Below are 13,319 nucleotides of genomic sequence, written 5' to 3'. Positions count from 1 at the left end.
CGGTTCTCTGGCCGGAAGCTGCGCATGTTGCTTTGTTGTGCCGGCGCGCCCTTTCTCATCATGCTCGACACCAACATTGTCGCGGTCTCGCTGCCATCCATTGCGCGCGACCTGCACGGCGGATTCACCGATGTCGAATGGGTTGTCAGCGCCTATATCCTTCCGTTCGCGGCACTGCTGATGCCAGCAGGCGCCTTGGCCGACCGTCTTGGGCGGCGGCGCATGCTGCTTATCGGGCTGTCGATCTTCACATTCGCCTCTTTTCTCTGCGGTGCGGCACCTAATCTCGCTACGCTAAACGGCGCGCGCGCATTGCAGGCGGTCGGCGCCGCGCTCCAGCTGACTTCGTCGCTGGCCGTTGTCGCACACGGATTCGAACCTCACGAACGAGACCGCGTCTACGCGATCTGGGGCACCGTAATGGGTATGGCACCGCCTCTCGGTCCGATCCTCGGCGGCCTCGTTACGTCCTATTTGGGATGGCGATGGGCGTTTTACATCAATTTGCCGTTGGGCGCCGGATTGATCGTCCTCGCCCTGACATCGGTCGCGGAATCTCGCGACCCGAAAGCGTCAGGCTTGGACTATCCAGGAATCATCCTCTTTGGCGCCGGTCTTTTCAGCGTCGTGTGGGCTCTGATCGATGCAAATAGCATCGGCTGGGAGAGTGCGCCGACAATCATCAGATTAGCAGTGGGCACGGTCCTGCTTGTGGCGTTCGTTTTTGCCGAACGCAAACACCCACGCCCGATGATCGACCTGTCGATATTCCGCGATCCGACCGTCACCGGAGCAGCCGTCGCTATGCTGGGTTACGCGACCGCAGCACAAGTCATGATGACGATCCTTCCGCTCTATCTCCAGGATGCGTTTGTGCTTTCGCCGGCGATCGCAGGTCTCGCAATGATACCTTTCGCATTGCCGCTGCTGATCGGTCCCAGCGTGGGCGGCAGGCTCGCGACGCGCATGTCCAGCCGTGCGATCCTGAGCTTCGGTCTCGGATTGGTCGCGCTTGGCAATGCGATCGCGGCAGCAGCCGTGCTGTCGGACCTCGCATATTGGACGGCTGCGATCGGCATGTTCATCACGGGATCCGGCGCGGGCCTGCTCAACAGCGAGACGGCGAAAGCTCAAGTCAGCTCCGTTCCGCCAGAGCGCGCCGGAATGGCCTCCGGATTGGCAAGTACGACGCGGTTCATTGGCATCGTCGCCGGTGTCGCGGGGCTGGGCGCAGTGCTCGCGGGCGTGGCCGAGGCCAACCTTCGAAGGCTTGGAAGGTCGCTCGTGCTCGATCAGAGGATCGATTGGCACGACCTGAGCCTTCGGATCGTGGGCGGCGACGCGAGCGGTGCTTTGTCTGCTTTATCAGATCCGATTCGAATCGCCCTCCAAGGCGCGGTGCACGCCAGCGTAGCAGCCGGCTTCGGTGCTGCACTCTCCGTTGCTGCGGTCGTCGCAGTTTTTGCAAGCCTGGCGAGTTGGCGGCTCATCCGGGCGGCTGGAACGCGCTCATCCTAGAGCGGGACACGCAGCTTATGTTTGCCACCGACCTGCGGGCGCCGCGCTTCGTGACAGCGTCGTCATAGGTGGCGGGGTCGATGTGCAAGTCGAGCAGGAGGTCCGGGTACGCCGACCAAAGGCAGTTCGACTGCCTCACCTGCCTGCGACAAGCCGCCGACGCTCCATCCGCTTAAGTCACCATGGACTACGAATGAAGGGTGGCGAGGTAGGCGTGGATCTGAGCTACGGCCGCGGCACCCTCGCCGACGCCGGCCGCCACGCGCTTCACCGATCCGCGCCGCACGTCTCCGATCGCAAAAACACCGGGGCTGCTGGTTGCCAACGGCAATTGCGGATCGCTACCGGTGGCAACGAAGCCCTTGTTGTCCAGGGTGATACGCCGATCGAGCCACTGGGTGTTGGGATCGGCACCGATGAACAAGAACATGTGCCGTGCGTCGACCCGGCGACTGTCGCCGCTCTCACGGCAGGTCATGTCGATGCTTTCCAGTGTACCATCTGCCGTACCCGACAATCCGGTGACGGCGGTGCGGACCCGCAAGTCGATGTTGGGCGTCGCCTTGATCCTGTCGATCAGGTAGCGGGACATGGAGGCATCGAGGCCCGACGAGCGGACAGCCAGGTGTACCTGGCGCGCGTGCGCGGCGAGGAAGACAGCCGCCTGCCCCGCAGAATTGCCTCCTCCGACGAGAACGATATCGCGGCCCTCGCACAGGGCCGCCTCGATCGTCGTCGCCCAGTACGAGACGCTGGTTGCCTCGAAGCGGTCGAGGTTTTCGATCTCTGGCCGCCGGTAACGCGCGCCCGACGCGATCACGACCGTCCGTCCACAAATTGAAACGCCATTGTCGAGTGCCACGCGGTGCAACGGTGGCTGCGAGCAATCGAGTTCGACGACCGAGACCGGCACCGCAAATTGAGCACCGAATTTCTGAGCTTGAAGAAATGCGCGCGCCGTAAGCGCCTGGCCGGAGATGCCGGTCGGAAATCCCAGATAGTTCTCGATCCTCGAGGATGCGCCCGCTTGGCCACCGAACGAGCGGCTATCGACAACCAGAACGGAGAGCCCCTCCGATGCCGCATACACGGCAACAGCGAGGCCTGCCGGGCCCGCGCCAACGACGATCACGTCGTACGTCGTTCCAGGCTTGATATCGGGAACGATTCCCAGCCCTACTCCCGCCTCAGTATCGCTGGGCCGCCGCAGCACCGTCCCGTTCGGGCAGATCAGGATCGGCAAATCGGCCGCCTGCACGCCGAGGCGCTCGACAAGGGCTTTACCTTCAGTACCACCTGCATCGATCAGCGAGTGCGGGTAGCTGTTCCGGGTAAGCAGGCCCCGAAGGCGAACCGTCGCCGGCGATCCCGCTTCTCCAAGGATGACCGAGCCAACGCTGTCCCCCTCCAACAGCGCGGCGCGCCGCAGGATGAAGGCCCGCATCATCAGTTCGCCGATGTCCGCGCTGCTGATGAGCAGAGCTCGAAGATGAGGGAGATCGAACGGATAGGCCGTGCACCCGTTCGGTCCCGCGCAGACCATGGCCAAGGAGGCATGCCCGGCAAGGTCACTTACTTCTCCGCTGAACTGACCCGGTCCGCCGGTGGCAAATATCCCCTCCCGGCCCAGACCATCCCGTCGGCTCGCAACGATGCCCCCCTCGACGACCAGCCACACGGCCATGTCCCGATCGCCGACATCGAGAAGCTTTTCGTCCGGTGCAAAACGCCGCTCAGGACCGCTCGCGAAACGAAGAGCGAACTGTATCTGAGCTGGAGTCAGCGTCGGAACGATTTGGGCCAGTCGGTCTTCCAGCAGCATACCAAGTGCCTCGCTGATGGGGATTCGGCTCGTGCGACGCCGAATCGTACGGGTCGGATTGGTCAGCCGACCCAATGGCCGCGCAGCAGCCGATTGAATGCGTCCGCCCGCTCCTCGGGAAAGAAAAGCCGCGCTCCGGGCAGTTCGACGGGCGGTCTCGCTCCTGGGATCGCTTCGGCCAGCCAGTGCGCCCATTTCACCGGAAAGTAGACATCGTCCGTGGCCCAGACGATCAGCGTCGGAGCCTTGAGCTGCCGCAATCGGGGCTCGATGGCCAAAGTGTGCTTATTGTCGAATGCGCCGACGAAACGCTCCAGATCGTGGGTACGCTGCTCGTTGCGCAGGTGTGGCCGCAGGTAGATTTCGATATCTTCGTCCGTGACGGCTTCGGGATGCTCGTAGGCCGGGCCAAGCGCCCCTGGCGAGCGATAGATCGATTTGTCGCCGAGCATTGCGTTGAGGGTTTTGCTCAGCCCGCCGGCAGAAACCATTTCCACGAACGGTTTGAATGCTTCAGGCGGCCAGTTGTCATGGGTATCGCAGTTGGTGAGCGTCAGCATCCGCACCCGATCCGGATTGAGCGCGGCGAAGATCTGGCAAATCCCTCCGCCGCTGTCGTTTCCGACCAGATCGACCTGATCTATATGCAGCGCGTCGAGCACTTCTTTCAGCATATTCGCGTTGGCGGTCACAGATACGTTCTGAGCGGCTGCGATTTCCGTGTCGCCGTGCGCAAGCAGGTCGACCGCGATGCACCGCCGAAAATCTGAAAGCGCGCCGAGCTGGTAGCGCCACATGTGCTTGTTCAGCAGCACGCCGTGCACGAAGAGAGCGACCGGTCCCGATCCCACTTCCACGTAACCGATTCGGCCTGACGGCGTGTCGACGTGGCGAACGGCCGGCGTATCCTGTTCGTTGCTCATGAGCTCCTTCTCCGCTCTATCGATAGGTAGAGAAAGGGATAACTCTGGAAATCCCTGCCGTCAACGTCTATCTATCAGTAGAGATAGGAAATGCAATGAACGAAACGGCAGAGCGCCTGATGGACCTGGCCGAGGCTCGCATCCGCGAGGCGGGCTACCGGGGCTTCAGCTTCCGCGATCTCGCAGCCGAGATCGGCATCAAGAGCGCCAGTGTCCACCACCATTTTCCGACCAAGGCGGGAATGGCCGCTGCGGTCGCGCGCCGATACGGGGATCGCTTCTTCGAACTGGTCGCGCGGCGGCATGATGAGAGCGGCGACCAGGTGATTGCGATCTATCGATCCGCGTTTCGCAGCGCGATCGAACGGGATGGCCGGATGTGTCTAGGCGGCATGCTTGGAGCTCAAGCGGGCGGTCTACCGCCCGAGATCGTGCAGGAAATCGAGATGTTCTTTCGACGCTGCATCGACGACCTTTCGAGCAGAATTGGCGGAGCGAATGCTGTGGGTCGGGCTTTCCATGTGATGGCGGCGTTGGAAGGAGGCCTGATTCTTACGCGTGCCTATCACGATATCTCTGCGTTCGATCAGGCGACTGCGGGGCTTACCGGGTCCACATTCGCAGTCGCCTGATGATCGCGCGAAAGCGTGCTGTCATGATCCCGGCTTCGGGCTGAAGCGACCTCACCATCGCCGCGGACGTTTTATCTAATCACTTCGCCCATCTATTCGCCGATCTGACAACCGCAATGGTGGAACGCTAATCGCTCGAGGAGTTTCGGCCAGGGCGAAACGTACGCAAGGTCACGGAGTAGCGCAGAACGTCCATCGGCGCGATGCTGTGCTGCCAGCTGTTCCGCACCGGGCCATGGAGCAAATACACTGATCGTGGTTGGACATGCGCGGACCGGCGCTCCCAGCCCTCCCCCGCCCTCCGACGCAGCCGCAATGTGCAAGGCGCGAGAAACGACACTGCGACGATATCTTCATACGACGGTCGGTCGCGGTGCCAGCCGATTCCAGCACCCGGCGCATACTCCGTCACCATGAACTGCTCAAACGCCTCGGCCGGCACGCCACTGATCTGGCTTGCAACGTCGGTGAGCGGCAGAAGGTAATCGGGAATGCTCGCATCGGCGCGCGGCTCCTGGCCTGCGAAGACATATCTGTGCCCGAAGGTGTATATGCGGCGATTGCCCTGATGTCCGTGAAATTCAAAGGGCTTCAGGGGCAGCTTTTTAAATCGCTGAACGAGGCTCTTTTCGTCGGCGGTCGATATTACATACGGGATATAGCGGAAACCGGCAGGCAGCTCGGGATCCCCGAACAGGTCGCCCATGCCACTGACGGGGCTGCTGGTGTATTTCTTTGCTAAAGCGCGTTTCACGGGCATCGAATCTGGAGATTCTTCTTGGAGGCTCGACTTGTGGTGAGCGGACGGCTTGCCGCAGGGCGACCGCGCCACCGATCGGCGCCGAGAGGGTCCGGGCAAGAAAGGAATGCCTGTCTCGTCAGGCTTCGACAAAATTCATTGGCCCAAGGAAGTCCATCTTGCCGACGTCAACGCCGCCGTTGCGGAGAACCGCGTACGTCATCGCAATGTGGAAGTAGACGTTCGGAATCGTTATCTGAAGCAGATAATCCTCGCCACCGATGACCTTCCCGGGAACCCACGAAAGGCTGACTTTGCGGCCTTCTGCGCCTTCGTATTGTGTCTTGCCTACGCTTTCGGCGAAATCGACAGTTTTCCGAACGCGAGCGCGCAGCTCTTTGAGGGTTTGCTCATTGTCTTCGTGCTTTGGAGGCGTCTGCCCGGAAAGCCACGCGGCGGCGGCTTTGACATAGTCGCAAGCGCTCTGCACCTGGTAGATCAAGGGCTTCATGTCGGGCGCGAGACGGCCGTTCAACAGCACACGGACGTCAAACTGCTTGGCAGCGGCAAATTGCTCGGCCTTGTCGAGCAAGACCTCTACAGTTTTCAAGGACTGGACGCACTGCGAAACGACTTGATGATACACAGGATTCTTCCTTCTGGATTTTACGCTCGTGGCGTGTTGCCGTCGTCATAGACCGGCTCATTGATTGATGTGATTTTCCCAGTCCGCTGGGACGCGCCCCTTTGGTCCAGGCGAAGGCTGGTCGAGGGGCCGAGACCGCGGCAACGCGAGACGAAGATGAGGATATCTGGGCAAACGGCGCTGCGGAAGTTGGCCTATCTTCGCGGCGCAAATTTACTCACAATCCTTGCAAGGGCGTCGCGGGTTTGGCCGACCTCCAGAGGTCGCATGCAGATTACGAAAAGAGCTTGCTTGCCTTCTTCTGGAGAGCCTCCATCGCCTCGATGTACGGAATCGGCCCATAGCTCACGCGGGCGACACCTAGTTTCGCGAGCTTGTCATTCGATGGGACGCCTTCCATGACCATGACGTTGACCGGCAGCTTCGCTTCCTCAGCAATCCGACGGATATGGTCGGCCTCGGTCAGCCCGGGAATGAAGAAGCCGGACGCGCCGGCCGACGCGTATGCCTTCGCTCTCTCCAGGGCTTCGTCGACATCGCCGCTGTTACCTAAGAACACATCGGTCCGCGCATTGATAAAGAGAGGAACGCCCTTGTGTTCGGCAGCATGTCGGATCGCCGCAATTCGCTTCGCCTGCCGATCAACGTCGTAGAGCCCTTTCCCCTTAACCACGCGGTCCTCGAAATTGATCCCGATGATTCCCAGATCAAGCAGCTTGGAGATGTTCGAGGCTAGTTTGCGATCATCGTCGCTGTAGCCGCCTTCGAAGTCGACGGTCACGGGCACGTCAACTGCCGCCACGATCCGCTCGACGATCTGCTCGGCAAGCGGAAGCGGAAGGTCCTCGCCGTCCTCATACCCCTGCGCAGTGGCGACAGACCAACTGCTCGTCGCGATCGCCTCCGCACCGGTCTCGACGATCGTTTTCGCACTGCCTGCATCCCACGCGTTATAAAGTATCACTGGCGTCCCTTTGACGTGAAGGGCCGCAAATTGTTTAGCTTTCTTGATCTGGCTCACTGTCATCCTCCGTTCAATAGATTGCACGATGGTGAAATCGCAGACAGACTTGGACTCGAAGTCTTGCTTGCGTACGCCGGCGACCGTGACCCGCCGCGCAGCACTGAGCGACGGGCCACGATCAACTGCCACGCGCCGCTGCGTAATATATCTATCGATAGATCGATGGTTTGATACGACTCTTGTCCATCTCTGTCAACCTCTATCTATCGATAGAACATCGCTTGAGTAGCTCTCTCGCCCGCCCAGAAGTCTTGCTGCCAAGGGTGATGAACGACATGGCTGCGCTGGATATTACCGCCTCCCCAGGGGTGGCAGTCCGCTCTATCGCGTCGAAGCGGTGCGCGCGATTGCCAGGCCAGATGCGATAAGAGGCCGCCTAAATCGGTGTCCTCGTAATAGACGCGGACCTGCATGTGATGGCGACCGTCGCGGATCGCGCCGTCGAGATGCGCCGTCATCGGCAGACCGATATCGGTCACTGCTCGTCCTCCGCGCTGCCAAACAATCCGAACTGCGCCGGATCGCGGGCGGGTTCAGCAAGGCCGAGATGGCGGAAGGCATGCGAGGTCAGAAGCCGACCGCGCGGCGTGCGCTGCAGATAGCCGCACTGGATGAGATACGGCTCGATGATGTCCTCGATCGCATCGCGCGGTTCGGACAGCGCCGCCGCCATGGTCTCCACGCCCACCGGACCGCCGCCGTAATTGATCGCGATGGTGGTGAGATAACGCCGGTCCATCGCATCGAGGCCGGCGGCATCGACCTCCAGCGCGCGGAGCGCGTTGTCGGCGATCTTGCGATCGATCGAGACCGCGTCCGCGGCCGAGGCGAAATCCCGCACCCGCCGCAACAACCGTCCGGCGATGCGCGGCGTACCGCGGGCGCGGCGCGCAATTTCGTTGGCGCCGTCAGGCGTCATGCCAATGTTGAGTACGCGCGCGCCGCGGGTGACGATCCTCTCCAGCTCTTCTTCGGTGTAGAAATTCAGCCGCACCGGAATTCCGAAACGGTCGCGCAGCGGATTGGTCAGGAGACCGGCGCGCGTGGTGGCCCCGACCAGCGTAAACTTTGCTAACTCGATCTTGACCGAACGCGCCGCCGGGCCTTCGCCGATGATCAAATCAAGCTGAAAATCCTCCATCGCGGGATAGAGCACTTCCTCGACCGCGGGACTGAGGCGGTGGATTTCGTCGATGAACAGCACGTCGCGTTCCTCGAGATTGGTGAGAAGTGCTGCGAGATCGCCCGCCTTGGCGATCACGGGACCGGACGTGGCGCGGAAACCGGCGCCAAGTTCACGCGCGACGATTTGCGCCAGCGTGGTCTTGCCGAGCCCGGGAGGACCGACGAACAGCACATGGTCCAGCGCCTCACCTCGCTTGCGCGCCGCCTCGATGAAGACCGAGAGATTGGCGCGCGCCTGCTGCTGTCCGACAAATTCCGACAGCAATTGCGGACGCAGCGCGGTGTCGCCGACATCGTCGGCGCGGCGCTCGGGGGCGACAATGCGGGAGGGCGTGCTCACTTCGCCAGCTCCTTCAGGCCGAGCCGGATCAGTTGCGCGGTCTCCGCATTCTCGCCGGCGCTTCGCGAGGCGGACGCAATGGCGGCGGCCGCCTGCGGCTGGCCGTAGCCGAGATTGACCAGCGCCGAAATTGCATCGGTGACCGGACGCGGCGCGCGTTGATCGTCGATCGCGCCGGAAAGATGCACCAACGCCGGGTCGACATTGGCGAAGGCCGGCGCCTTGTCCTTCAGTTCGGTGACGATACGCTCGGCGACTTTCGGGCCGACGCCCGGCGTGCGCGTCACCGCGGCCTTGTCGCGCAGCGCGATCGCGTTCGCTAGCTCCGCCGGTGGCAGGGTTGAGAGCACGGCAAGCGCCACTTTCGCGCCGACGCCCTGCACGGTCTGCAGCAAGCGAAACCATTCGCGCTCGATGTCGCTGCGAAAGCCGAACAGTTTGATCTGGTCCTCGCGCACATAGGTCTCGATCGACAGCACCGCGGCCTCGCCGGGCGACGGCAGCGTTTGCAATGTCCGCGCCGAACAGTGCACCTGATAGCCGACGCCCCCGACGTCGACGATCACGTAATCCTCCCCATAGCTGTCGATCAGGCCTTTGAGCTTGCCGATCATAGGCTCATGACCTTCATCCTGAGCGCCGCGCTGGCGCGGTGATGCGCGTGCGTGATGGCGATGGCCAAGGCGTCGGCAGCGTCGGCGGATTTCGGCTCGGCCTTCGGCAGCAGAATCTTCAACATCATCAGAATCTGATTCTTGTCGGCGTGGCCGACGCCGACCACGGTCTTCTTCACCTGGTTCGGGGCGTATTCCGCGACCGATATCCCGAATATCGCCGGCGCCAGCATCGCAACGCCTCGCGCCTGTCCGAGCTTCAGCGTGGCAACGCCGTCCTTGTTGACGAAAGTCTGTTCGACCGCAGCTTCGGCCGGCTGGAAGTCGCCGAGCACAGTGGCGAGCCCCTCATGGATCGCCAGCAGGCGGCTCGCCAGCGGCAGGTCGTCCTGTGGTTCCACCGAGCCGCAGCCGACAAAGGTCAGCCGGTTGCCGTCGATCTCGATCACGCCCCAGCCGGTGCGGCGCAGGCCCGGATCGATGCCAAGGATACGGACGGGATGGCGAATCGGCGGTGATGTCATGGGCTTTTATAACCCATGGTGAAGTCTCGAGCCTAGCGCAGGTGGTCCGCTATCAACCGCGGTGCTGGCCCTGATTCGTCATTGCGAGCGCAAGCGAAGCAATCCAGAAATCCGCCCGCGGAAACAGTCTGGATTGCTTCGTCGCTTACGCTCCTCGCAATGACGGCGTCCTACCCGCCCATCTTGGCGACCAGCGCGTCGGAAATCTCGAAATTGGCGAACACGTTCTGCACGTCGTCATGTTCGTTCAACAGGTCCATCAGCTTCAACAGCTTCTCGCCGGTCTCGTCGTCCACCGCGACCGTATTGTGCGGCTTCCAGGTCAACGCGGCCTTGCGCGCTTCGCCGAACTTGGCTTCCAGCGCCTTGGCGACGTCGCGGAAGGTCTCCTGCGACGCATAGATCTCGTGGCCGCTTTCGCTGGAGGCAACGTCGTCGGCGCCGGCCTCGATGGCCGCATCCAGCATTGCGTCGTCAGATGCGACGCTGGCGTCATATTCGATGACGCCGGTGCGATCGAACAAGAAGGCCACCGAACCGGTTTCACCCAGATTGCCGCCGGATTTGGTGAAGTAGGATCGGATATCGGAGGCTGCGCGGTTGCGGTTGTCGGTCAGTGCCTCGACGATCACGGCGACGCCGCCCGGGCCGTACCCCTCGTAGCGAATCTCGTCGTAATTATCGCCCTCGCCGCCGAGCGCTTTCTTGATCGCGCGCTCGATATTATCCTTCGGCATGTTTTCCGCGCGCGCTGCGACCACCGCCGCGCGCAGGCGCGGATTCATCGCGGGATCCGGGGTTCCAAGCTTCGCAGCTACCGTGATTTCCCGCGCCAGCTTGCCGAACAGCTTCGACTTCTGGGCGTCCTGCCGCCCCTTGCGGTGCATGATGTTCTTGAATTGGGAATGGCCGGCCATGCGAGGTCTCTTGGATTCGTCTTGGGGATGCAGGGGTGGAAAGCGCGGCCTTATAGGCCGGGATTCCGGCAAAATCAAAGATTTGCCCAAGCCTTCGGTATACCGGTAGTGCCTTCTGCCTGAGAATGAGGCAATTGTTAACCATGAGTTCACGCCGAGATGCGACGATCACGGTCGCAACGGCATCACCTTAGGGGTGCGCGAGACCGGCAAGTCCGTCCGCGTCAATGGCCGCCGCAGGCGGAAGCTTCCGCAAAGCGTACAGGCTTGATGACGCCTGCAGTCAAAAGTTCTGAACCGCGTATCGACCTGGAGAGGTCCTGCAATGCCGGTTACGCAGTTCGTGAAGTTGGACGATGCCGCCACGGTGCCATCCGATAGCGAGCGTCTGGTCGATCAGCTTTCGAACCGGATTGGCGGCCTTGGCGTCGAGCTCGCCGACGTGGCGGGAAACCTGCAGGAAGTCGCGGGCCGCGTCTCCAGCCAATCCGATCGTTTCCGGCATCTGCAGAAGACTGCGGAGACGATGGTTTCCGCCAATCACGACATCGCCACAGCGTCGGGCGCGGTGCAGTCCGCCACATCGGCGGCCGTCAGCGAAATCACACAGTCGCGCGCTGCGGTGGAGACCGCGGTCCAGCATATCGCCGCCTTGATCGAAGCCGTCGGCCGCATCGAGCGCCGCCTTGGTTCGGTCGGAACCGCGCTCGCGCAGGTCGCCAAGGTATCCGGCTCGATCGAAGCGATCGCGAAGCAAACCAACCTGCTCGCCCTGAATGCGACCATCGAGGCCGCCCGCGCCGGCGCGGCGGGAAGAGGCTTTGCCGTCGTCGCCAGCGAGGTGAAGAGCCTTGCCGAAGCGACGCGCCAGGCGACGCATCTGATCGGCGACACCGTTCGCGATCTCGACGGCCAGGTCGGCAATTTGATCGGCGAGAGCGGCGACGCCTCGCTGCGGGCCAAGAGCGCCGGCGAAGGCGCCGAGCAGATTCAGAACATCATCATGCGGGTGCAGACCGGCTTCACATCGGTCGGTCATGAAATCGATGGCGTCGCCAAGGCAGCCACTTCCAATCTCTCCCACTGCGATATGGTGATTTCCGAGCTCAGCCACCTTGCCAAGGGCGTCGATCTGTCATCGACCGATCTCAAGCAGGCCGACGACCGGGTCGCGAGGCTGCTGGACCTTTCCGAAGGGCTGATCTCGCTGATCGCCGACAGCGGGGTGGAAACTTCAGATGCACCGCTGATCCGCATCACCGTCGATACCGCAAAGCAGATCGCCGCTGCGTTCGAGGCGGGTCTTGCGCGAGGTGACATCAGCCTCGCGCAGTTGCTGGATGAGAACTATCGCGAGATTCCGGGCACCAATCCCAAGCAATACCTCACGGACTATGTCGCGTTCACCGACCGGATCTTGCCGCCGATCCAGGATCCGATTCAAAAGATCGCCCCCCGGATCGTCTTTTGCGTCGCATGGGCAAAGGGCGGATATCTTCCCACGCATAATCCGAACTATCGCCTGCCGCAGGGCGCAGACCCGGTTTGGAATAATGCGAACTGCCGCAACAGGCGGTTGTTCAACGACCGCGCGGTACACAAGGTAGCTGACAATACCAAGCCGTTCCTGTTGCAAACCTATCGCCGCGATATGGGCGGCGGCAATTTCGTCCTGATGAAGGACGTCTCGTCGCCGATTTACGTCCGCGGCCGCCATTGGGGCGCGTTCCGCATGGGCTTTCGGCAAACCTGAGCAAGAAAAATCAGATGCGAACAATCGCCGGGCGAATTTCTCGGAAAGAAAAATTGCGCGCGTAATCGCTTTCACGGCCGATTCAAGTCAGCGTTGCAAAGATATCTGCTTCTTTGCGTCGCGCAGCGGGATATAATCCAATCGCATTCTCTCGATCAGCCCATGGCGACTTTCGCCACGGCGGCCGCTGCCCGCGGTCGTTGCAATGGAGGTTATGATGACAACCACGCTGACGATCAATGGCGAGACGAAGTCCTTCGACGCTCCCGCCGAAATGCCGTTGCTCTGGGTTCTCCGCGACATCCTCGGCATGACCGGCACCAAATTTGGCTGCGGCATTGCCCAATGCGGCGCCTGCACGGTTCATATCGACGGCAAACCGGTGCGTTCCTGCATGCTGCCGGTCAGCGCGGTGCGCGATCGCGCCGTCACCACCATCGAAGGCATCGGTGCATCGGCCGCCGGCGCGAAAGTGCAAAAGGCCTGGCTTGATCTCGAAGTGATCCAGTGCGGCTATTGCCAATCGGGCCAGATCATGTCGGCCGCGGCGCTGCTGGCGGCCACGCCCAATCCGGATGATTCCGACATCGACGCCGCGATGGCCGGAAATATCTGCCGCTGCGGCACCTATGTGCGGATCCGTGCAGCCATCAAGCAGGCTGCTTCCGGTCGCCAGTCGTAG

13 protein-coding genes and 1 pseudogene are annotated in these 13,319 nt (G+C 61.9%); 4 read left to right on the top strand and 10 right to left on the bottom strand.

Annotation, left to right across the window (positions count from 1 at the left end; genetic code table 11):
• Positions 1-24: 24 nt before the first annotated feature.
• Entirely contained in the window at positions 25-1,518 is a 1,494-nt protein-coding gene (locus BLV09_RS29120; protein WP_197684987.1) for an MFS transporter, read from the top strand.
• A 187-nt stretch (positions 1,519-1,705) separates the two neighbouring features.
• Here BLV09_RS29120 and BLV09_RS29115 read toward each other — a convergent pair whose 3' ends face one another.
• Both BLV09_RS29115 and BLV09_RS29110 read right to left on the bottom strand, forming a co-directional pair.
• Positions 1,706-3,340 (bottom strand): FAD-dependent oxidoreductase, encoded by a 1,635-nt coding sequence (locus BLV09_RS29115; protein WP_146689848.1) that lies wholly within the window; start codon positions 3,338-3,340, stop codon positions 1,706-1,708.
• A gap of 62 nt (positions 3,341-3,402) precedes the next feature.
• A complete protein-coding gene (locus BLV09_RS29110; RefSeq protein ID WP_244548839.1) occupies positions 3,403-4,164 on the bottom strand; it encodes an alpha/beta fold hydrolase in 762 nt (253 codons plus the stop codon).
• A gap of 194 nt (positions 4,165-4,358) precedes the next feature.
• Here BLV09_RS29110 and BLV09_RS29105 point away from each other — a divergent pair, with 194 nt between their 5' ends.
• Positions 4,359-4,895, top strand: a complete 537-nt coding sequence (locus BLV09_RS29105) for a TetR/AcrR family transcriptional regulator (protein ID WP_244548838.1) — start codon at positions 4,359-4,361, stop codon at positions 4,893-4,895.
• Between the two features lie 127 nt (positions 4,896-5,022).
• Here BLV09_RS29105 and BLV09_RS29100 read toward each other — a convergent pair whose 3' ends face one another.
• The 8 genes and pseudogenes from BLV09_RS29100 to BLV09_RS29065 all read right to left on the bottom strand — a co-directional run bounded on the left by BLV09_RS29100 (position 5,023) and on the right by BLV09_RS29065 (position 10,884).
• Positions 5,023-5,655 carry an alpha-ketoglutarate-dependent dioxygenase AlkB gene (locus BLV09_RS29100; RefSeq protein WP_244548837.1) on the bottom strand — a complete coding sequence of 211 codons (633 nt, stop codon included), beginning with the start codon at positions 5,653-5,655 and terminating at the stop codon, positions 5,023-5,025.
• Positions 5,656-5,773: 118 nt separating this feature from the next.
• Entirely contained in the window at positions 5,774-6,280 is a 507-nt protein-coding gene (locus BLV09_RS29095; protein WP_146689846.1) for a DUF1993 domain-containing protein, read from the bottom strand.
• A gap of 274 nt (positions 6,281-6,554) precedes the next feature.
• Positions 6,555-7,301 (bottom strand): isocitrate lyase/PEP mutase family protein, encoded by a 747-nt coding sequence (locus BLV09_RS29090; RefSeq protein WP_146691350.1) that lies wholly within the window; start codon positions 7,299-7,301, stop codon positions 6,555-6,557.
• A 362-nt stretch (positions 7,302-7,663) separates the two neighbouring features.
• Positions 7,664-7,762, bottom strand: a pseudogene (locus BLV09_RS29085) (acyl-CoA thioester hydrolase); the annotation flags it as partial.
• Positions 7,763-7,779: 17 nt separating this feature from the next.
• Positions 7,780-8,829, bottom strand: a complete 1,050-nt coding sequence (gene ruvB, locus BLV09_RS29080; protein WP_146689845.1) for a Holliday junction branch migration DNA helicase RuvB — start codon at positions 8,827-8,829, stop codon at positions 7,780-7,782.
• Entirely contained in the window at positions 8,826-9,443 is a 618-nt protein-coding gene (gene ruvA, locus BLV09_RS29075) for a Holliday junction branch migration protein RuvA (RefSeq protein WP_146689844.1), read from the bottom strand. Before ruvA ends, ruvB begins: the two co-directional genes overlap by 4 nt.
• Positions 9,440-9,967 carry a crossover junction endodeoxyribonuclease RuvC gene (gene ruvC, locus BLV09_RS29070; protein WP_146689843.1) on the bottom strand — a complete coding sequence of 176 codons (528 nt, stop codon included), beginning with the start codon at positions 9,965-9,967 and terminating at the stop codon, positions 9,440-9,442. The genes ruvA and ruvC overlap by 4 nt, the downstream gene beginning before the upstream one ends.
• A gap of 170 nt (positions 9,968-10,137) precedes the next feature.
• The gene (locus BLV09_RS29065; RefSeq protein WP_146689842.1) at positions 10,138-10,884 is read right to left on the bottom strand and encodes a YebC/PmpR family DNA-binding transcriptional regulator; all 747 of its coding nucleotides are present in this window, start codon (positions 10,882-10,884) and stop codon (positions 10,138-10,140) included.
• Positions 10,885-11,209: 325 nt separating this feature from the next.
• Here BLV09_RS29065 and BLV09_RS29060 point away from each other — a divergent pair, with 325 nt between their 5' ends.
• Positions 11,210-12,637, top strand: coding sequence for a methyl-accepting chemotaxis protein (locus BLV09_RS29060; RefSeq protein ID WP_146689841.1), 1,428 nt, complete (start codon positions 11,210-11,212; stop codon positions 12,635-12,637).
• Positions 12,638-12,854: 217 nt separating this feature from the next.
• On the top strand, positions 12,855-13,319 hold the full coding sequence (locus BLV09_RS29055; protein WP_100387434.1) for a (2Fe-2S)-binding protein: 465 nt from the start codon (positions 12,855-12,857) through the stop codon (positions 13,317-13,319).

This window comes from Bradyrhizobium canariense (assembly GCF_900105125.1).
GTDB lineage: Bacteria > Pseudomonadota > Alphaproteobacteria > Rhizobiales > Xanthobacteraceae > Bradyrhizobium > Bradyrhizobium canariense_A.
This window is presented reverse-complemented; position numbering and strand designations above follow the sequence as displayed.